The sequence below is a fragment of the Candidatus Rhodoblastus alkanivorans genome (genome assembly GCF_022760755.1).
Classification (GTDB): Bacteria; Pseudomonadota; Alphaproteobacteria; order Rhizobiales; family Beijerinckiaceae; genus Rhodoblastus; species Rhodoblastus alkanivorans.
This window is the reverse complement of record NZ_JAIVFP010000001.1, coordinates 822,555-841,663: the sequence shown is the minus strand read 5'-3', so window position 1 is coordinate 841,663 and position 19,109 is coordinate 822,555. Positions and strand designations below refer to the sequence as shown.

The 19,109-nt window shown below is 65.3% G+C and carries 16 protein-coding genes; 11 read left to right on the top strand and 5 right to left on the bottom strand.

Features of this window, described 5'->3' with window-relative positions; all coding sequences use genetic code 11:
* The first annotated feature begins 58 nt into the window (after positions 1 to 58).
* The 6 genes from ybgF to K2U94_RS03915 all read left to right on the top strand — a co-directional run bounded on the left by ybgF (position 59) and on the right by K2U94_RS03915 (position 8,060).
* Positions 59 to 1,126 (top strand): tol-pal system protein YbgF, encoded by a 1,068-nt coding sequence (ybgF, locus tag K2U94_RS03940; protein ID WP_243065961.1) that lies wholly within the window; start codon positions 59 to 61, stop codon positions 1,124 to 1,126.
* Positions 1,120 to 2,166 carry a tRNA lysidine(34) synthetase TilS gene (tilS, locus tag K2U94_RS03935; RefSeq protein ID WP_243065960.1) on the top strand — a complete coding sequence of 349 codons (1,047 nt, stop codon included), beginning with the start codon at positions 1,120 to 1,122 and terminating at the stop codon, positions 2,164 to 2,166. The genes ybgF and tilS overlap by 7 nt, the downstream gene beginning before the upstream one ends.
* Before the next feature lie 96 nt (positions 2,167 to 2,262).
* Entirely contained in the window at positions 2,263 to 4,191 is a 1,929-nt protein-coding gene (gene ftsH / locus K2U94_RS03930) for an ATP-dependent zinc metalloprotease FtsH (RefSeq protein ID WP_243065959.1), read from the top strand.
* A 199-nt stretch (positions 4,192 to 4,390) separates the two neighbouring features.
* Complete coding sequence (glmM, locus tag K2U94_RS03925) at positions 4,391 to 5,731, top strand: phosphoglucosamine mutase (RefSeq protein WP_243065958.1); 1,341 nt, start codon at positions 4,391 to 4,393, stop codon at positions 5,729 to 5,731.
* A 40-nt stretch (positions 5,732 to 5,771) separates the two neighbouring features.
* Positions 5,772 to 6,971, top strand: coding sequence for an acyltransferase family protein (locus tag K2U94_RS03920; RefSeq protein ID WP_243065957.1), 1,200 nt, complete (start codon positions 5,772 to 5,774; stop codon positions 6,969 to 6,971).
* Between the two features lie 96 nt (positions 6,972 to 7,067).
* Complete coding sequence (locus K2U94_RS03915) at positions 7,068 to 8,060, top strand: Ntn hydrolase family protein (protein ID WP_243065956.1); 993 nt, start codon at positions 7,068 to 7,070, stop codon at positions 8,058 to 8,060.
* On the opposite strand, the gene K2U94_RS03910 is transcribed toward K2U94_RS03915, so the two are convergent.
* Positions 8,061 to 9,071 (bottom strand): RluA family pseudouridine synthase, encoded by a 1,011-nt coding sequence (locus K2U94_RS03910; RefSeq protein WP_243065955.1) that lies wholly within the window; start codon positions 9,069 to 9,071, stop codon positions 8,061 to 8,063.
* Positions 9,072 to 9,115: 44 nt separating this feature from the next.
* Between K2U94_RS03910 and K2U94_RS03905 the strand changes: the two genes are divergently transcribed.
* The gene (locus K2U94_RS03905) at positions 9,116 to 10,321 is read left to right on the top strand and encodes a BaiN/RdsA family NAD(P)/FAD-dependent oxidoreductase (RefSeq protein ID WP_243065954.1); all 1,206 of its coding nucleotides are present in this window, start codon (positions 9,116 to 9,118) and stop codon (positions 10,319 to 10,321) included.
* A 3-nt stretch (positions 10,322 to 10,324) separates the two neighbouring features.
* Here the strand turns inward: K2U94_RS03905 and K2U94_RS03900 are convergent, their stop codons facing one another.
* The gene (locus K2U94_RS03900) at positions 10,325 to 10,813 is read right to left on the bottom strand and encodes an acyl-CoA thioesterase (protein WP_243065953.1); all 489 of its coding nucleotides are present in this window, start codon (positions 10,811 to 10,813) and stop codon (positions 10,325 to 10,327) included.
* Between the two features lie 186 nt (positions 10,814 to 10,999).
* On the opposite strand from K2U94_RS03900, the gene K2U94_RS03895 reads away from it, so the two are divergent.
* From K2U94_RS03895 to K2U94_RS03880, 4 genes are all read left to right on the top strand, one after another.
* On the top strand, positions 11,000 to 12,166 hold the full coding sequence (locus K2U94_RS03895; protein ID WP_243065952.1) for a phosphoserine transaminase: 1,167 nt from the start codon (positions 11,000 to 11,002) through the stop codon (positions 12,164 to 12,166).
* 200 nt (positions 12,167 to 12,366) lie between these two features.
* Positions 12,367 to 13,953: a phosphoglycerate dehydrogenase gene (gene serA / locus K2U94_RS03890; protein ID WP_243065951.1), complete on the top strand. Its 1,587-nt coding sequence runs from the start codon at positions 12,367 to 12,369 to the stop codon at positions 13,951 to 13,953.
* Between the two features lie 118 nt (positions 13,954 to 14,071).
* Positions 14,072 to 15,025 carry an acetyl-CoA carboxylase carboxyltransferase subunit alpha gene (locus K2U94_RS03885; RefSeq protein WP_243065950.1) on the top strand — a complete coding sequence of 318 codons (954 nt, stop codon included), beginning with the start codon at positions 14,072 to 14,074 and terminating at the stop codon, positions 15,023 to 15,025.
* Positions 15,026 to 15,206: 181 nt separating this feature from the next.
* Positions 15,207 to 16,406 (top strand): L,D-transpeptidase family protein, encoded by a 1,200-nt coding sequence (locus K2U94_RS03880; RefSeq protein WP_243065949.1) that lies wholly within the window; start codon positions 15,207 to 15,209, stop codon positions 16,404 to 16,406.
* Between the two features lie 26 nt (positions 16,407 to 16,432).
* Here the strand turns inward: K2U94_RS03880 and K2U94_RS03875 are convergent, their stop codons facing one another.
* The 3 genes from K2U94_RS03875 to groES form a co-directional block, all read right to left on the bottom strand.
* Positions 16,433 to 16,834: an integration host factor subunit alpha gene (locus K2U94_RS03875; protein WP_243065948.1), complete on the bottom strand. Its 402-nt coding sequence runs from the start codon at positions 16,832 to 16,834 to the stop codon at positions 16,433 to 16,435.
* A gap of 197 nt (positions 16,835 to 17,031) precedes the next feature.
* Complete coding sequence (gene groL / locus K2U94_RS03870) at positions 17,032 to 18,669, bottom strand: chaperonin GroEL (RefSeq protein ID WP_243065947.1); 1,638 nt, start codon at positions 18,667 to 18,669, stop codon at positions 17,032 to 17,034.
* A gap of 36 nt (positions 18,670 to 18,705) precedes the next feature.
* Complete coding sequence (gene groES / locus K2U94_RS03865) at positions 18,706 to 18,993, bottom strand: co-chaperone GroES (protein WP_243065946.1); 288 nt, start codon at positions 18,991 to 18,993, stop codon at positions 18,706 to 18,708.
* Positions 18,994 to 19,109: the final 116 nt, after the last annotated feature.

The window sequence follows — 19,109 nt, the reverse complement described above, 5'->3', positions numbered from 1 at the left end:
CATCGCCGGGCGACATATGCTAAATAACGATCGTTTCCCCGCCGAGGTTTGAGAAGACATGTCCATTCTGTCGCCGGGCGCCCTTTGCTTCGCCGCGCCGCGCAAAAAATTGATGACCGCCTTGATCGCCGCCGCGCTTTTTTCCGCAGCCGGAACCGCGAGGGCGCAATTTTTCGACCGCCCCGCGGCCAATGTCCCGAATCAGGGCGGCGACGCCCAGCCCAATCGAGACACATCCTCCCTGCTGCGCATCGACCGGCTGGAAAGCCAGGTGCGGAATCTGAACGGCCAGGTCGAGCAGTTGCAGTTCCAGGTCAAGCAGCTTGAGGACGTGTTGCGCAAGTTCCAGACCGACGTGGACGCCCGTTTCGACGAAAACGCGCGGTCCGGCGGACACGGCGCGACGCCGCAGCGCCGTTCTGAACTGAGCGGCCCGAGCGCCACGCCCTCCGTTGCGGCCAATGTTCCGCCGCCCGCGGCGCCCGATGCTCCGGCGCCCGCCGCCGCGCCGGACTACGGGTCGCCGACGGTCGCCAACGGCCGCCGCCATGACGCTTTCAACCCGTCCGCCGATCCCAATGCGCCGGGCGCGCCCCTGCCGCTCGGCTCAAGCGGCTCCGCAAGCGCGCCGCTCGACATTCGCCCGCCCAGCCTGCGCGGCCCCAACCCCGACGCTTTGGCCTCGGTGGAAGCGCCGTCAGGCGCGATGCCTCAGGCGACGACGCCCGCCCCCGCGCCGGGCGACCCGATCAAGGCCGAATATGAGGCCGCCGCCGAACAGCTCAGGTCGCAGCATTATGACGCCGCCCAGCAGGCCTTCTCCGCCTTCGTCGAGAAGAATCCCCACAGCCGCTATATCGCGCCGGCCATCTATCATCTGGGCGAAAGCTATTATTACCGGAACCGCCACCGCGAGGCGGCGGAACAATTCCTGAAGATCGCGACCGATTACGCCAGGAGCCCGGTCGCGCCCTACGCCATGATCAAGCTCGGCGTTTCGCTCAACGCTTTGGGCGCCAAGGAGCAGGCCTGCGCCTTCTTCTCGGAAATGCCGCGCAAATATCCCAATGCCTCCCCGGCGGAAAAACTCGCCGCGGCGCGCGAGGCGAGAAAGGCTTCTTGCTGACCCAGGACGATCTCGACCCCGGCCCTCTGTTCGCGGGCTTTGAACGGCTCTCCGGCCTCCTGGTCGCGGTGTCGGGCGGGCCGGATTCCCTGACCCTGATGCGCCTCGCGCGCCGCTGGCGCGACGCCGGGGCCGGCGTCGCTCTTCGCGTCGCGACCGTCGATCATGGGTTGCGGCCGGATTCGGGCGCCGAAGCGGCCCAGGTCGGGCGCTGGGCGCGCGAACTTGGCCTTGAGCACGATATTCTGGTCTGGCGCGGCGCAAAACCCGCCGCCGGCGTGCAGGAAAAGGCGCGCGAGGCCCGCTACGCCCTGCTTTTCGACCATGCGCGCTTGATCGGCGCGCAAGCGGTCGCCACCGCCCATCATGCCGACGACCAATGGGAGACGCTTCTCATTCGCCTCGCGCGCGGCAGCGGAATCGCCGGACTTTCCGGCATGGCCCGCGACCAGATCATGCGCGGCGGCCGGCTCGTCCGGCCGCTGCTGGGCTTAAGCAAACAGGCGCTGATCGATTTCTGCCGGCGCGAGGGCCAGGATTTTTTCGACGATCCGGCCAATGCCAACCCCGTTTTCGCCCGCGCCCGCTGGCGCGCCGTCGCGCCCGCCCTGCATGAACTCGGCCTTACGCCCGAGCGCCTGGAAAAGCTCGCCGAACGGGCGCGCAAGGCCGACGAGGCCATCGAATGGGCGGCGCGCGACGTTTTCGCACGCACAAAAGGGCCGGAACGCAATATATTCGATCTGCGCCCGGCCGAAGGCGCGCCGCAGGCGGTTCTGGAACGTCTTCTGGCGCTGATTTTCGCCGAAATCGCCGGCGCGGCGCCGGCCCGGCTGGAACGGCTGGAAGTTTTCGCCAAAAATCTGCGGCTGGCGCGCGAAAACGGCCAGCCGTTGCGGGCGACGCTCGGCGGCTGCGCGGCGCGTCTCGACGCGCGCGGCCTTTTGTCGCTACACAAGGAAAAGGAGCGCCGCCGCGGCGCGCCGACCTCCAGCGTGGCGGCCCGAACGAGCGATTTTCCCGGCCTTCCGTCCGATTGACGATTGACTTCACTTGGCAAGCCCGCTTGCCGGGCCTAAATATCGTAAGAACGCAAGCGAGCGACGCTCGACCGGAGAGGCTCCGCAGGAAAGCAAATGAATCCGAATTTCCGCAATTTCGCTTTATGGGTGATCATCGTGCTTCTGGTGGTCGCTCTGGTGGTTCTGTTCCAGAAGCCGAGCGAGCACGCGCCGACCCAGGAAATCAATTTCAGCCAGCTCCTCACCGAAGCCGACCAGGGCCGCATCCGCGACGTCACCATTTCCGGTTCGGAAATCGCCGGGCATTACAGCGACGGCAAGGCCTTTTCGACTTATGCGCCGAACGATCCGTCGCTCGTCAACAGCCTTTACAAGAAGAATGTCCAGATCACCGCCAAGCCGCCGTCTGACGGCAATAGCTGGCTGGTGACCCTGCTCGTCAACGGCCTGCCCCTCATCGCTTTCATCGGCATGTGGATTTTCCTGTCGCGCCAGATGCAGGGGGCCGGCGGGAAGGCTATGGGATTCGGCAAGTCGAAAGCCAAGCTGCTGACCGAGGCCCACGGCCGCGTGACCTTCGAGGATGTCGCGGGCGTGGACGAGGCCAAGGAGGATTTGCAGGAAATCGTCGAATTCCTGAAGGATCCGCAAAAATTCCAGCGCCTGGGGGGGCGCATCCCGCGCGGCGTGCTGCTGGTCGGCCCGCCCGGCACCGGCAAGACGCTTCTCGCCCGCGCCATCGCCGGCGAGGCCAATGTGCCCTTCTTCACCATTTCGGGCTCGGACTTCGTCGAAATGTTCGTGGGCGTCGGCGCCAGCCGCGTGCGCGACATGTTCGAACAGGCCAAGAAAAACGCGCCCTGCATCATCTTCATCGACGAGATCGACGCGGTCGGCCGCCATCGCGGCGCGGGCCTGGGCGGCGGCAACGACGAGCGCGAGCAGACGCTGAACCAGCTTCTGGTCGAGATGGACGGTTTCGAGGCCAATGAGGGCATCATCCTCATCGCCGCGACCAACCGCCCCGACGTGCTCGACCCCGCCTTGCTGCGCCCCGGCCGCTTCGACCGCCAGATCGTGGTGCCCAATCCGGACGTGATCGGCCGCGAGAAGATCCTCAAGGTCCATGCGCGCAAGGTGCCTTTGTCGCCCGACGTCGATCTCAAGGTCGTCGCGCGCGGCACGCCCGGATTTTCCGGCGCCGACCTGATGAATCTGGTCAACGAGGCCGCCCTGCTCGCCGCGCGACGCGGCAAGCGCGTGGTGACCGGGGACGAGTTCGAGGACGCCAAGGACAAGATCATGATGGGCGCCGAGCGCCGCACCATGGTCATGACCGAGGACGAAAAGATGCTGACAGCCTATCATGAGGGCGGCCACGCCATTGTCGCCCTCAATGTTCCGGCGACCGATCCGGTCCACAAGGCGACGATCATCCCCCGCGGCCGCGCGCTCGGCATGGTCATGCAGCTGCCGGAACGCGACAAATTGTCGATGAGCTATGAGCAGATGACCTCGCGCCTCGCGGTGCTGATGGGCGGGCGCGTGTCGGAAGAGATCATCTTCGGCAAGGATAAGGTCACGTCCGGCGCGCAGAGCGACATCGAGGCGGCGACCAAGCTCGCCCGCGCCATGGTGACCCGCTGGGGCTTCTCCGACGAGCTCGGCACGGTGATGTATGGCGAAAACCAGGAAGAGGTCTTCCTCGGCTATTCCATGGGCCGCCAGCAGAATATTTCCGAATCCACTTCGCAGAAGATCGACAGCGAGGTGCGCCGCCTCGTCGAGGCCGGCCAGGCCGAGGCGCGCCGGATCATCACCGAGAAGCGCGACGAACTCGAAAAGCTCGCCAAGGGCCTGATCGAATATGAGACCCTGACAGGCGATGAGATCATGGGCCTGCTGAAGGGCATCGAGCCCAAGCGCGAGTCGCCGGACGACACCCCGGCCAGCCCCCGGCGCTCGCCCATCCCCGCCGCCGGCAAGTCCAACTGGACCGGTCCGGACAGCGATCCGGGCCTCGCCCCCGCACCCCAATCCTGACGGGCTGGCTCTCCAGCCGTTGAAACGGCGGCCGCGCGGTGAAATCGACCGATTTCACCGCGCGGCCCCTTCGGTTTTCGCTGACTTCTCGCGGCGCTGTTATAGCTGTATAAGCAATGTGAACGCGGCTGCGTCAAAGTTCGTCTATATTCCGGCCGATTTGACCGATTCACCCGCGCCATATGGAGAAGCTTCCGCGATGAGCCGCAAATATTTCGGCACCGACGGCATCAGAGGCCTCGCCAACAGGGTCATCACGCCGGACCTCGCCCTCAAGGTCGGCCAGGCCGCCGGACTCATTTTTCAAAACGGCGATTACCGTCACCGCGTCGTCATCGGCAAGGACACGCGGCTTTCCGGTTATATGATCGAATATGCCCTGGTCGCCGGCTTCACCTCGGTCGGCATGGACGTGCTCCTGCTTGGCCCGATGCCGACGCCCGCCGTCGCCATGCTCACCCGTTCGATGCGCGCCGATCTCGGCGTGATGATCTCGGCCTCGCACAATCCTTTCGAGGACAACGGCATCAAACTGTTCGGCCCGCAGGGCTACAAGCTCTCGGACGAGGTCGAGTCGGGGATCGAGGCCCTGATCGATTCCGACATGGCCGCCAAGCTCGCCAAACCCGCCGATTTCGGCCGCGCCCGCCGCGTGGACGACGTGCGCGCGCGCTATGTCGAATTCGCCAAGCACACTTTGCCGCGCAGCATGTCCTTCGAGGGCATGCGGGTGGTGGTCGATTGCGCCAATGGCGCCGCCTATAAGGTCGCGCCGGAAGCGCTCTGGGAGCTTGGCGCGGAAGTGTTTTCGCTCGGCGTCGAGCCGGACGGCATGAACATCAACCGCGAAGTCGGCTCGACGGCGCCCGAGGCGCTTTCGCGCCGGGTCCGCGAATTGCGCGCCGATATCGGCATCGCGCTCGACGGCGACGCCGACCGGGTGCTGATCGTGGACCAGAACGGCCATCTGGTGGACGGCGACCAGCTCATGGCCGTCGTCGCCCAGGACTGGCAAGCCGAGGGCCGCCTGTCGCAGCCGGGCATCGTCGCCACTGTCATGTCCAATCTCGGGCTGGAGCGCTATCTTCAGTCGATCGGCCTGTCGCTCGCCCGCACCCCGGTCGGCGACCGCTATGTGCTCGAACATATGCGCGAGCATGGCTACAACATCGGCGGCGAGCAGTCCGGCCATGTCATCCTGTCGGATTATTCCACCACCGGAGACGGCCTGGTCGCCGCCATGCAGGTGATGGCGGTGGTGAAGCGGCGCGGCCGGCCGGTGTCGGAAGTCTGCCACGCCTTCGATCCCCTGCCGCAAATCCTGAAAAACGTGCGCTTCAAGGGCGGCAAGCCGCTGGAGGCCGCCAATGTCTCCAAGGCGATCGAAGCGGCCAAGGAAAAGCTCGGCGCCGGCGGCCGGCTGGTGATCCGCCCCTCGGGCACCGAGCCCGTCATTCGCGTCATGGCCCAAGGCGACGACCGCGCCCTGGTCGAACAGATCGTCAACGACGTGTGCGAAGCGGTGGCGGCGGCGGCGTGACCGCGCCGCCGACAGGTCGATCAGAATAGCGGCGCCCTCGATGCCTCTTCCCGTTCTCGGCGTTTGCGCCGGCGCCGTCGCCGCCTTTGGCGTCGCCATGGCGACCGGCCATGTTCTCGCCAACGCCGGCTTCCCCCTGCCCTCCCGCGAAAAGAGAATCGGCCAGATCGATGGGCTGCGCGGCTTCCTCGCGCTCTCCGTCATGGTCCATCATTTCGCGGTGTGGCTCCAGATGACCCGGATCACCGGGACCTGGGCGCAACTGAAAATCAACTTTTTCGAACAATTGGGCTCAACCGGCGTCGCGCTTTTCTTCATGACCACCGGCCTTTTGTTCTATCCAAGGATTCTCGCCGGATTCCGCGCCAATTCCTGGCCGGCGCTTTATATCACCCGCGTGTTCCGCCTCGTCCCGATGAGCATTGCCGCCTTCGTCCTGGTCACTTTGGTCGTCATGCTGCGGACGGGACATGGCCTCGACGCCGATTTTCCCGGCGCGGCGCTGCGCTGGATTTTCGCCGCCGGCATGCCGCCGCTGCTCGGCTATGAGGATTCCGGGCGGGTGAACGCCTATGTTCTGTGGTCGCTGACCTATGAATGGCTGTTCTATCTCGCTGTCCTCCCGGTCTGCGCCATCGCCATGGATCTGTCGCGCGGGAAGCTTCCAAGCTGGGCGCTGCCTTTCGCCGTGATCCTGGTCGGCGTGGTTTTCCGGCATGTTCTGCACGATTTCGGCTTCTCGAAATTTCTGCCTTTGTTCGGCACCGGCATGCTGGCCTTCGAGGCGCAAAGCCGGCCCGCGCTCGCCGCCCGGCTTCGAGCGCCGGCGATGACCTTGCCCGCGCTCGCGGCTTTGCTCGCCTCGATGATCCTGTTCAAAACCCCGCTCGACCTCGCTTGGCCGCTTCTCGCCTTGTTTTTCTTCGCGGTCGCCAGCGGCAATGACATGGGCGGGCTTCTGGCGACGAAAGCGGCTCTCGTTCTCGGTGAATGTTCCTATGGAATCTATCTCACCCACGGCATCGTCCTGTTCGCCTTGTTCACTTTCGGCGGCGCCCTGACCGGACTTTTTCCAACGCCCTTTCTGCCGGTGCTGCTGCCGCTCGTCGCACTCGTCGTCGTCCTCCTGACGGCGACCACCTATCTGTTGGTCGAGCGGCCGGGGATGAAAGCCGGACGGCTGCTCGCCAACAGATGGCGCGCGCTGGCGGCGCGGCGGATTTCCTTCGCCCCCGATTGAAGGGCGCCGAAGGCCTTTCCCCTTAAACTCGGCAAATTCGTTCCCAATTATGGACTTTGCGCGTTGTCGGCGTTGCGCCGGCAAATCGAGGTCCGCATGGCCGAACAACAACGCCCGCCGATTCCGCTCATTGACGTCGCCCCCGACGACGAACCGGCGGTCGCCGCCTTGCGCGCCGAACCCGGACGGCTCGGCCTCCTCCTCGCCTCGGCGCGCAGAACCTATACGCCGCTAGGGCTGCGCTCCGCCGATAAGATCAGCCGCGCCTGGGCGCGGCGCGCCGCGACGCCGCTGCGCGAGGCGATCGAAGGGGTGGACCGCGCCATGGGGCGCCCCGGCGCTTATCTGCTCAATTATTCCTATGAATGGGGCTGCACCTCCGGCGCGGCGGAGGATCCCGGCCACGGCGGGCCGACATTGCTGCGGACTTTGGACTGGCCGTTCGACGGATTGGGCCGCGCCCTGGTCGCGACGCGCCGGCAGGGCGTGGCCGGATCTTACGTCAGCCTGACCTGGCCGGGCTATGCCGGCGTCCTCACCGGCTTCGCGCCGGGCCGCTTCGCCGCCGCCATCAACCAGCCGCCCCTGCCGGGTCCGTTCGGCAAGGCGCTCGGTTGGCCTCTCGCCCGATGGCGCGTCGGCGCCTCGCGCGAAACGCCGCCAAGTCATTTGCTGCGGCTCGCCTTCGATACTTGCGAGAATTTTGACGCCGCCGTTGCGCTGCTGCGTCAGACGCCGATCTGCATTCCGGCCATATTCACCCTTGCCGGCGCGAAGCCCGGCGAGACTGTTGTTATCGAACGCACCGAGCATCAGGCTTTCACCGCGCCGGAGCCGGCCGCCGCCAATCATTGGGCGAGTTGTCCGGGTCCGCGCGGGGGGCCGCGCGACCGCGTCAGCCTGCCGCGCCGCGCCGCCATGCGCGCCCTGTTGCGGCAAGAGCCGGACTGGTCGCTCGACTGGATGCGGCCGCCGATCCATGTCGCCAATACGCGATTGGTCATGATGGCAAATCCGGCGAGCGGCCGTCTCGTGGCGCAGGGTTTTGAACGGACCGGCCCGGCGACCGCCTTACTTGAAATCGGCTGATCAGCTGGCGCGCAAAGCCTCGACCAGCGCGGCGAAATCCGCGGGCGGATCGCTCTCGAACAATAAATCCTCGCCGGTGATCGGATGTTCGAAGCCGAGCGCGCGGGCATGCAGCGCCTGGCGGTCGAGCGCCGCGAGGGCTTGTTGCGCCTTGAGGCTCAACTGGTTCGCCTTGGTCTTGAAGCCGGCGCCATAGACCTCGTCGCCGAGCAGGGGATGGCCGATCGAGCTGAGATGGACGCGAATCTGATGAGTGCGCCCGGTCTCCAGCGCGCAGGCGATCAGGCTCGCGACCGGCCGGCCCTCGCGGTCGGCGCCGAATTTCTCCAACAGCCGCCAATGGGTCACGGCCTCGCGTCCGCGCTCTTCGGACACGACGGCCATTTTCTCGCGCTGGATGGCGTGACGCCCGAGCGGCGCGTCTATCGTCCCGCTGGTCCGCTCCGGCGCGCCCCAGCAGATCGCAAGATATTCCCGGGTCAAAGGCAAGGTGCGGCCATGATCGGCGAAGAGTTTCGACAGGCCCTGATGGGCCGCATCTGTCTTGGCGACCACCAAAAGGCCGGACGTGTCCTTGTCGAGCCGATGGACGATGCCGGGCCGTTTCACCCCGCCAATGCCGGAAAGCGAATCGCCGCAATGGGCAATCAGGGCGTTGACAAGCGTTCCCGTCTCGTGACCCGCGCCGGGATGGACGACGAGCCCGGCCGGCTTGTCGAGCACGATGAGAAATTCGTCCTCGAAACATATGTCGAGTGGAATTTTTTCCGCCTTCGGCTCGGCGGGCGCGGCTTCTGGCACCTCGATCTCGACGATCTGCCCGGCCCGCATCTTCGTTTTCGGAATCAGGGCCGGCGCCTCGTCGAGCCAGACCAGCCCACTTTCGATCAGGCCCTTTATCCGGGTGCGCGAGATGCTCATCGCGCCGAGTTCCGGCCTCGCGGCAAGATAATGGTCGAGTCGCTGTCCGGCTCCGTCGTCTTCGACCACGATCTGGATCTTTGTCGTCATGAGGGGCAATAGCGCGTCTCAAACAAGTTTTGTAAAGCCCACGCATGAAGAAAACAGCAGCCGTCATCGGCGCCGGCCCGGCGGGTTTGAGCGCAGCGGAAGTCCTGGCCGAGGCCGGGCTCGACGTGACCCTTTATGAGCGCATGGCGAGCCCCGCCCGCAAATTCCTGATGGCCGGGCGCGGCGGGCTCAATCTCACCCATGCCGAGGATTGGTCGTCCTTCATCTCGCGTTTCGGCGCCCAGGCCGAGCGCCTGAAACCTTTCCTCGACGCTTTCGGGCCGCAGGACCTGCGCGACTGGTGCGCCGCCCTCGGCCAGGAAACTTTTGTCGGCTCCAGCGGCCGGGTCTTTCCCAAAAGTTTCAAGGCCTCGCCGCTGCTGCGCGCCTGGCTGCGGCGGCTCGAAGCGCTTGGCGTGAAGCTGCGTCCGCGCCATGATTTTCGCGACTTCGATCGGGGCGCGGCTGTTTTCGAGACGCCGCAAGGTCCCGCGCCGGTCGAGGCCGATGTTTTTGTCCTGGCGCTCGGCGGCGCCTCCTGGCCGCGCCTCGGCGCCAATGGCGACTGGGTCTCGCCCCTGGCCGCGGCCGGCCTGCCCTCCAGCCCGCTGCGGCCCGCCAATTGCGGGCTGCTGATCGAATGGTCCCCGCTTTTCCGCGACAAATTCGAGGGTCAACCGCTCAAGAACGTCGCGCTGGATTTCGGCGGCAAGAGCGCGCGCGGCGAATGCGTCGTCACCCGGCGCGGATTGGAAGGCGGCGCCGTCTATGCGTTGTCGGGCGCAGTGCGCGATAGTTGTAGCGACGACGGAACGGGAATCTCCCTCGACCTGCGGCCAGATCAAACCCAAGCCGACCTGTCGCAAAAACTTTGCTTGCCGCGCGGCAAGCAAAGTTTCGCAACTTTCCTGCGCAAGACCGCCCATCTCAGCCCGCCCGGAATCGCCTTGCTGCGCGAAAGCGGACCCTTGCCGGAAACGCCCCAGGAGCTCGCGGCGCGAATCAAGGCGGTGCCCTTGCGGGTGAAAGGCGTCGCCGGGCTTGAGCGCGCCATTTCGACCGCGGGCGGCGTGCTGTGGGACGCTGTGGACGAGAATCTGATGGCGAAGAGTTTCCCTGGCCTGTTCGTCGCCGGGGAAATGCTGGACTGGGAGGCGCCGACTGGCGGCTATCTCCTCACCGCCTGTTTCGCGCTTGGCCGCGCGGCCGGCAAGGCGGCGGCCAGTTTCGCCAAGCGGAATGCGGCTTGAGCGTCAGCCCTGCGGATCCTGCACAGTGGTCTTTTCCAATTGCTCCGCGATCTCGCGGCGCAAGGACCGGCGCAATTCGGCGGCGCGGTAGCGGCGCTGTTCGATGGGGGTTTCGATTTTCAGCTCCGGGACCTGCGCCGGGCGGCCGTCGTCGTCCACCGCGACCATGGTGAAATAGCAGGAATTGGTGTGGCGGCGCGTGCCTTTACGGATGTCCTCGGCTTCGACGCGAATGCCGATCTCCATCGAGGTGCGGCCGACATGATTGACGCTGGCGCGAAAGGTCACCAGCTCGCCGACATGGATCGGCTGCTGGAAAGTGACCTGATCGACCGACAAAGTGACGGCGTAACGCCCGGAAAAGCGCGAGGCGCAGGAAAAGGCGACGCGGTCCAGGAGGTTGAGCAGGGCGCCGCCATGCACCTTGCCGGAGAAATTCGCCATATCCGGCGTCATCAACACGGTCATTTCCAACTGGCGCGGATCGGTCATGATTGTTCTTCGCAACGCTGAGGGGGGATGAGGCCAGCTTAACTGGCAATCATCGCGCACGCATCCTGAGAAGGGGAATGATCGCGGCCAGAATGATTTTGTCCGGCTTGACCGTTTCTTCCCATCGGCGTATCGCCGCATTGGGATAACCTGCCCCAACGCGGGACGCCCATCTGGGAGAATGGAATGACAGAAAAGCCCGCCGCTCTGCCGAAAAGCCCCAATTTCTCGTCCGGTCCCTGCGCCAAGCGCCCCGGCTGGTCGTTCGAGGGCCTGAAGGACGCGGCGCTCGGTCGGTCGCACCGCGCCAAGATCGGCAAGGCCAAGCTGAAACTAGCCATCGACCTCACCCGCGAAGTCCTGCAGGTTCCCGCCGATTACCGCATCGGAATCGTTCCCGCCTCCGACACCGGCGCCGTGGAAATGGCGATGTGGTCGCTGCTCGGCGGCCGGCCGGTGGACGCCCTGGCCTGGGAAAGCTTTGGCGAGGGCTGGGTCACCGACATCGTCAAGCAATTGAAACTCAAGGACGTGCGCGTTCTCAAGGCGTCCTATGGCGAAATTCCCGACCTCGCCTCGGTCAATTTCGACCATGACGTGATCTTCACCTGGAACGGCACCACCTCCGGCGTGCGCGTGCCCAATGGCGGCTGGATCCCCGCGAACCGTGCGGGCCTGACCATCGCCGACGCCACCTCCGCCGCCTTCGCGCAAAGGCTCGACTGGCCGAGGCTCGATGTGACCACCTTCTCCTGGCAGAAGGCGCTGGGCGGCGAAGGCGGCCATGGCATGCTGATTCTCTCCCCGCGCGCGGTGGAGCGGCTGGAAAGCTACACGCCCCCGTGGCCGCTGCCCAAAATCTTCCGCATGACCAAGGGCGGCAAGCTGATCGAGGGCATTTTCGAGGGCGAGACCATCAACACCCCCTCCATGCTTTGCGTCGAGGATTATCTCGACGCCCTGATGTGGGCGAAGAGCATTGGCGGGCTCGACGCGATGATCGCCCGCGCCGACGCCAACGCCAAGGCTCTGGCCGATTGGGTCGCGAAAACCGGCTGGGTGGGCTTTCTGGCCAAGGCCGAGCCGATCCGCTCCAACACTTCCGTCTGCCTGAAAGTGACCGATCCCGCCATCGCCGCCCTGCCCGCCGAGGCCCAGGCCGCCTTTGCGAAAAAAATCGCCGCTTTGGTCGAAAAGGAAAAGGCCGGCTATGACATCGGCGCCTATCGCGACGCGCCGCCAGGCCTGCGCATCTGGTGCGGCGCGACGGTGGAATCCGCCGACGTGGCGCTGCTGACGCAATGGCTCGACTGGGCTTTCGCGACCGCCAAGGCCGAACTCGCCGCCGCTTGATCCGCCGCCGTCGTCGCGAACGGAGCGAAGCAATCCACCTTGGCGGCCAACCGCGGCATGGATTGCTTCGCCAGAGCCCGGCGCAGGCGCCGGACCCGCGCTCAACGGGCGCGCAATGACCAAAAACCATAGACTTTTCAAAACGACATAATGGACGACGGGTAAAAAAATCCCCCGCGTCCTTTCCTGGGGAGGAATTCATGGCGCCTCGTGTGCTCATTTCGGACGCCTTGTCGCCCGCCGCAATCGCCATTTTCAAGGAGCGCGGCGTCGAGGTCGATTTCCAGCCGGCGCTCGGCAAGGACAAGGACAGGCTCGCCGCGATCATCGGCGATTACGACGGCCTCGCGATCCGCTCGGCGACGAAGGTCACGGCCGGAATTCTGGAAAACGCCGCCAGATTGCGGGTGATCGGCCGCGCCGGCATCGGCGTGGACAATGTCGATATTCCCGCCGCCACGGCGCGCGGGATCATCGTCATGAACACCCCGTTCGGCAATTCCATCACCACCGCCGAACACGCCATCGCCATGATGTTCGCTCTGGCCCGCGAAATCCCCGCCGCCGACGCCTCGACCCAGGCCGGCAAATGGGAAAAGAACCGTTTCATGGGCGTCGAGATCACCGGCAAGACGCTCGGGATCGTCGGCTGCGGCAATATCGGGGCGATCGTCGCCGAAAGGGCGCTGGGCCTCAAAATGCGGGTCGTCGCCTACGACCCCTTCCTGTCGCCGGAACGGGCCATGACTCTCGGTGTGGAGAAGGTCGAACTGGACGAATTGCTCGCCCGCGCCGATTTCATCACCTTGCACACGCCCCTCACCGCCCAGACCAAAAACATCCTTTCGGCCGAAAACATCGCGAGGGCCAGAAAGGGCGTGCGGATCATCAATTGCGCGCGCGGCGGGCTGGTGGACGAGGCGGCGTTGCGCGCGGCGCTCGATTCGGGCCATGTCGCCGGCGCCGCCTTCGACGTTTTCGTGGAAGAGCCGGCGGTGAGAAATCCCCTGTTCGGCCATCCGCACGTCGTCTGCACGCCGCATCTCGGGGCCGCAACCGCCGAGGCGCAGGAAAATGTCGCTTTGCAGGTCGCCGAGCAGATGTCCGACTATCTGACCCGAGGCGCGATTTCGAACGCGATCAATTTCCCCTCCATTACAGCCGAAGAGGCGCCGCGGCTGAAGCCTTTCATTGCGCTGGCCGAAAGACTCGGCTCCTTCGCCGGACAATTGAACGAGGCCGGCGTGCGCAAGCTCGTCATCACTTATGAGGGCCATGTCGGCGAGCTCAAGACCAAGGCTTTGACGGCGGCGGCCCTCGCCGGTTTTCTGCGCCCGATGCTCAGCGAGGTGAATGTGGTTTCGGCGCCCGTGGTCGCCAAGGAGCGCGGCATGGTGATCGACGAGGTGACCCGGGCGGCGGAAGGCGATTACGACTCCTTGATTTCGCTGAGCGTGGAGACGGAGGGCGGCGCCTTCGCGCTTTCTGGCGCGGTCTTCAACGACGCCAAGCCTCGCATCGTCGAGATTGCCGGAATAAGGGCGGAAGCCGAATTCTCGCCCTCGATGATCTATGTCTCCAACGAGGACAAGCCGGGCTTCATCGGGCGCTTCGCCACCGTTCTGGGCGAAGCGGGCGTCAATATCGCGACTTTCGCGCTCGGCCGCGATGCGGAGGGCGGCTCGGCGATCGCGCTGGTCGGCGTCGACGGCGGGGTTCCCGAAACGGTCTTCGCCCATATTCACGCCCTGCCGGGGGTGAAACGGGTCAAGGCGCTGAAATTCTGAGCCTTGCCTGGACGCCCGCCCGCCGACTTGACTTCGCTTCGGCAAATGTCCAGTTTCCGGCCGCCCACGCCCATTCCGGACGGCGGGCGTTTGGGCGCGCGCCCTGAAGAGCCGGACCATGGCCGCCTATCTCGATTTCGAAAAGTCCGTCGCCGAACTGGAATCCAAGGTCGAGGACCTGCGCGCCCTGTCGGAGCGCCAGGATTCCCCGCCGATCGGCGAAGAGCTGACAAAGCTGGAGGCCAAGGCCGCCAAGGCTCTCGCCGACCTCTACGCCGGCCTCACCCCGTGGCAGAAGACCCAGGTCGCGCGCCATCCGCAGCGGCCCCATTGCCTCGATTACATCCGCGAACTGATCGAGGATTTCACCCCGCTTGCCGGCGACCGTAAATTCGCCGAGGACGAGGCGATGGTCGCCGGGCTCGGACGTTTCCGGGGACAGCCGGTCGCTCTCCTCGGACAGGAGAAGGGCTCGGACACCACGACGCGGATCAAGCACAATTTCGGCATGGTCAAGCCGGAAGGCTATCGCAAGGCGGCGCGGATCATGGAGCTCGCCGAACGCTTCGACCTTCCCGTCCTCTCTTTTGTGGACACGGCCGGCGCCTTCCCCGGCGTCGAGGCGGAAGAGCGCGGCCAGGCCGAGGCGATCGCGCGCGCCACCGAGGCCGCGCTCATTCTCGGGACGCCCAATGTCGCCCTGGTGATCGGCGAGGGCGGTTCGGGCGGCGCGCTGGGAATCGCCGCCTGCAACAATGTGCTGATGATGGAGCACGCCATCTATACCGTCGCTTCGCCCGAAGCCTCGGCCTCGATCCTGTGGCGCGATTCCCAGCGCGCCCAGGATGCCGCGACCTCCATGAAGATCACGGCCCAAGATTTGCTTAAATTCGGCATTATCGACGGCATCGTGGGCGAGCCTGTCGGCGGCGCCCACCGCAATCCCGCGGCCGCCATTCGCGCCGGCGGCGACGCGATGGAAAAGGCTCTGGCTCTTTTCGCCGGCCTGCCGGCGGAGAAGATCCGCTCTCTGCGCGAGGAAAAATTCCTCGCCATCGGCCGGAAGGCTTGAACGGCGCCGGACCGTCCGGCAATCGATCGGGGTTAGTAATTCCTTCACCATGACGGCGATTCACCGCCGCTCGTTAATAGAAGGTGAAAACTTGATGGTTTTAATGCCTTCGAAAAGCGGCGCGCGCTTTCACGCTTTTTCAAGCGTGGCCTGGGGCGCCGCCGATCGACGGAACATCAAGATGACAAGCCTTTTCAATTCCGGCAAAGCCGCGCGCCGACTGGTTTTCGCAGGCGCGGCCCTCGGCCTCGCGGCCGTCGTTTCCGGATGCAGCGAAACCCATGAAAGCCGCGCCTCCCAGCCTCTTTCGCGCCAGATGCTGGCCCTGATGCAGGAGAAGGGCGTCACGCCCTCCTCGCCCATGCTGATCCGCGCCTTCAAGAAGGAATCGGAATTCGAGGTCTGGAAGATGCGGCCGGACGGAACCTATGTCCTGCTGAAAACCTTCCCGATCTGCCGCTGGTCCGGCCAGCTCGGCCCCAAGCGCCGCGAGGGCGACCGCCAGTCGCCGGAGGGATTCTATTCAATCACCCCGGCGATGATGAACCCAAATTCGGCCTATTATCTCTCTTTCAACGTCGGCTATCCCAACGCCTACGACCGCGCCCATGGCGCGACCGGCAGCGCCGTCATGGTTCATGGCATCTGCTCGTCGGCGGGCTGTTTCGCGATGACCGACGCCCAGATCGCCGACATTTACGCCCTGGCGCGCCAATCCTTCGCCGGCGGCCAGCGCGCGATTCAGATGCAAGCCTATCCCTTCCACATGACCGCGCGGAATCTCGCCAAATATCGGCTCGATCCCAATATGCCGTTCTGGAAGGAGCTGGAGAAGGGCGACGACCATTTCGAGGCGACCAAACGCGACGTCGCGGTCGCCGTCTGCAACAAGCATTATATGTTCGGCGCCCATGTCGCGCCCGGCGAGGCGATCGACGCCAGCGCCCCCTGCCCGCCGCTGAAATATGACGCCACGGTCGAAACAAAGGTCGCGGCGCTCGAGCGCAGCGAAAACGGCGAGGTGCTGAACTTCGTCGCCGAGGGCGAGCGCGCCGTGCGCCTCGTCTATAAGGACGGCGCCCAGAACCCGGTCTTCGCCCGTCGGGTCGCCGAGGTCAGCCGGCCCGAGGCCCTGGTGCCGCCGATCGAGGTGGTGCTCAACGACCCCCGCAGTCGTGTCGAGGCCAGGATCCGCAAGGCCTCCATCAAGCGCGATCAGCTGCTGGTCGCCGAAGGGCAGGCCAGGAGCGCCGTTTTCGGCAAGGCGAGCGCGGTTTCGACCAAGGCTGAGGCCGCGCCCGACCTCGCCGCTCCGGCGGCCCGGCGCCCGGCGCCGGTCTCGACGCTGGACCGGCTTTCGGCCATCGCCGGAGCGTTCTGACCGGAGACGCGAAGAACCGCGGCGGCTCAGTCCTCCTCCCCAAAAGGAGCGGTCCAGCCATTGACCCGGGCGATCAGGGTCGGCGACGCCTTGAAGGTCAGCACGCGGCGGGCGTTGATTGTCGCCTCGACGCCATTGCGCGGATTGCGGCCGATGCGCTCGCGCTTCGAGCGGACGTTGAAGGCGCCGAAGGCGCGCAGCTTGACCGCATCGCCGCTCAATAGCGCGCCGACGATTTCGTCGAGCGTCATTTCGAAAAGCTCGCGCGCCTGCGCCCGCGATAGCGACGGGCAGGCGGTGTAAACCGCGTCGAGCAATTCGACGCGAGTTGTTGTCTTGCCCGTGGCGGCCTTTCTCGGCGACGCCTCGGGGACGAGCGGCGGCTCCGCCTGTCCGACGATCCTGTTCTTGTTTCGCGGTGCGTCCATCAGGCCCTCCGGCTCGGGCGGCGACTTCGCCATTCCCCTTAAATGCAAATCAAGCAATATAATGACGGTTATGACCTCCATCGGTTGCGCGAAAGTGGCTATCGTCATGTCCTGGCATGACTAATGTCTAGGATGCGCTCAAAGAAAAGGCCGCCCGGGGGCGGCCTTCTCATTGGGTAGGGCAAAGAGAATTTAGGTCAGAAGTCCATGCCGCCCATGCCGCCGCCCGGGGGCATGGCGGGAGCGGTTTCCTTCTTGGGCGCCTCGGTGATCGTCGCCTCGGTGGTGACGATCAGGCCGGCGATGGAGGCTGCATCCTGGATAGCGGTGCGCACGACCTTGGTCGGGTCGATGATGCCCTTTTTGACCATGTCGACATATTCGCCGGTCTGGGCGTCGAAGCCATAGGCGTATTCGGTGGCTTCGAGCAGCTTGCCGACCACGACCGCGCCATCGGCGCCGGCATTGTCGACGATCTGGCGCGCCGGGGCCTGGATCGCCTTGCGGACGATCTGCACGCCGGTCTTCTGGTCACTATTGGCGGTCACCACGGCGTCCAGAGCCGCGATCGCGCGCAGCAGGGCGACGCCGCCGCCCGGCGAGACGCCTTCCTCGACCGCCGCGCGGGTGGCGTTGAGGGCGTCTTCGACGCGGTCCTTCTTTTCCTTCACCTCGACTTCGGTCGCGCCGCCGACGCGGATGATGGCGACGCCGCCCGCGAGCTTGGCCAGGCGCTCCTGAAGCTTCTCGCGATCATAGTCCGAGGTGGTCTCCTCGATCTGCGCCTTGATCTGGGCGATGCGGGCCTCGATGTCGGCCTTTTCGCCCATGCCGTCGACGATCGTGGTGTGCTCCTTGTCGAGGCGCACCTTCTTGGCGCGACCCAGCATCGCAAGGGTGACGTTCTCGAGCTTGATGCCGACGTCTTCGGAAATGACCGTGCCGGCGGTGAGGATGGCGATGTCCTCAAGCATGGCCTTGCGGCGGTCGCCGAAGCCCGGCGCCTTGACGGCGGCGATCTTGAGGCCGCCGCGCAGCTTGTTGACGACCAGGGTGGCGAGCGCCTCGCCTTCGACGTCTTCCGAGACGATCAGCAGCGGCTTGCCGGTCTGGACGACGGCTTCGAGAACCGGCAGCAGAGGCTGGAGGGTCGAGAGCTTCTTCTCGTGGATGAGGATATAGGGATCGTCGAGTTCGGCGATCATCTTCTCGGCGTTGGTGACGAAATAGGGCGAGAGATAGCCGCGGTCGAACTGCATGCCCTCGACGATGTCGGTCTCGGTTTCGAGGCTCTTGGCCTCTTCGACCGTAATCACGCCTTCATTGCCGACCTTCTGCATCGCCTTGGCGATTTCCTGGCCGATGAAGGTGTCGCCATTGGCCGAAATCGTGCCGACCTGGGCGATTTCGTCGTTGGAGGTGACCTTCTTGGAGTTCTTCTTGAGGTCGGCGACAATGGCCTCGACCGCAAGATCGATGCCGCGCTTCAGATCCATCGGATTGAGGCCGGCGGCGACCGCCTTGGCGCCTTCCTTGACGATGGAGGCGGCGAGAACGGTGGCGGTGGTGGTGCCGTCGCCGGCGATGTCGTTCTGCTTGGAAGCGACTTCGCGGACGAGCTGGGCGCCGAGGTTTTCGAACTTGTCGGCGAGTTCGATCTCCTTGGCGACGGTGACGCCGTCCTTGGTGATGCGCGGGGCGCCGAAGGACTTCTCGATCACGACATTGCGGCCCTTGGGACCCAGCGTGACCTTGACGGCGTTGGCGAGGATGTCAACGCCGCGCAGCAAGCGGTCGCGGGCGTCGGTGGAAAAACGGACTTCTTTGGCGGCCATGGATCAAGCTCCTATGGGATGAAACGAGCGCGTGGTTCAGGCGACCACGCCGAGAATGTCGGATTCCTTCATGATCAACAGGTCTTCGCCGTCGATCTTGACTTCAGTGCCGGACCACTTGCCGAACAGCACGCGGTCGCCCGCCTTGACGTCGAGCGGGACGAGCTTGCCGGCTTCGTCGCGGGCGCCGGGGCCGACGGCGACGATTTCGCCCTCTTGGGGCTTTTCCTTGGCGGTGTCGGGAATGATGATGCCGCCCTTGGTTTTTTCTTCGCTGTCGAGACGCTTGACGACGACGCGGTCATGGAGGGGACGGAAGGCCATGGGACTATCCTAAAGTTGGCGCCGGCGCGGCCTGGGAGGGCCGGGGCGAGAATGAGAGCGCCTGCTAGCACTCTCATTCAAGGAGTGCCAGCCGGCTGCCGAGTAAATAGGGCCGC

Coding starts and splice junctions, on each gene's coding strand:
- K2U94_RS03905 (WP_243065954.1), top strand. CDS start 9,116: ATGAAGAAAACAGCAGCCGTCATCGGCGCCGGCCCGGCGGGTTTGAGC.
- ftsH (WP_243065959.1), top strand. CDS start 2,263: ATGAATCCGAATTTCCGCAATTTCGCTTTATGGGTGATCATCGTGCTT.
- K2U94_RS03900 (WP_243065953.1), bottom strand. CDS start 10,813: ATGACCGATCCGCGCCAGTTGGAAATGACCGTGTTGATGACGCCGGAT.
- K2U94_RS03880 (WP_243065949.1), top strand. CDS start 15,207: ATGACAAGCCTTTTCAATTCCGGCAAAGCCGCGCGCCGACTGGTTTTC.
- groL (WP_243065947.1), bottom strand. CDS start 18,669: ATGGCCGCCAAAGAAGTCCGTTTTTCCACCGACGCCCGCGACCGCTTG.
- glmM (WP_243065958.1), top strand. CDS start 4,391: ATGAGCCGCAAATATTTCGGCACCGACGGCATCAGAGGCCTCGCCAAC.
- K2U94_RS03875 (WP_243065948.1), bottom strand. CDS start 16,834: ATGGACGCACCGCGAAACAAGAACAGGATCGTCGGACAGGCGGAGCCG.
- groES (WP_243065946.1), bottom strand. CDS start 18,993: ATGGCCTTCCGTCCCCTCCATGACCGCGTCGTCGTCAAGCGTCTCGAC.
- ybgF (WP_243065961.1), top strand. CDS start 59: ATGTCCATTCTGTCGCCGGGCGCCCTTTGCTTCGCCGCGCCGCGCAAA.
- K2U94_RS03885 (WP_243065950.1), top strand. CDS start 14,072: ATGGCCGCCTATCTCGATTTCGAAAAGTCCGTCGCCGAACTGGAATCC.
- serA (WP_243065951.1), top strand. CDS start 12,367: ATGGCGCCTCGTGTGCTCATTTCGGACGCCTTGTCGCCCGCCGCAATC.
- K2U94_RS03895 (WP_243065952.1), top strand. CDS start 11,000: ATGACAGAAAAGCCCGCCGCTCTGCCGAAAAGCCCCAATTTCTCGTCC.
- K2U94_RS03910 (WP_243065955.1), bottom strand. CDS start 9,071: ATGACGACAAAGATCCAGATCGTGGTCGAAGACGACGGAGCCGGACAG.
- K2U94_RS03920 (WP_243065957.1), top strand. CDS start 5,772: ATGCCTCTTCCCGTTCTCGGCGTTTGCGCCGGCGCCGTCGCCGCCTTT.
- K2U94_RS03915 (WP_243065956.1), top strand. CDS start 7,068: ATGGCCGAACAACAACGCCCGCCGATTCCGCTCATTGACGTCGCCCCC.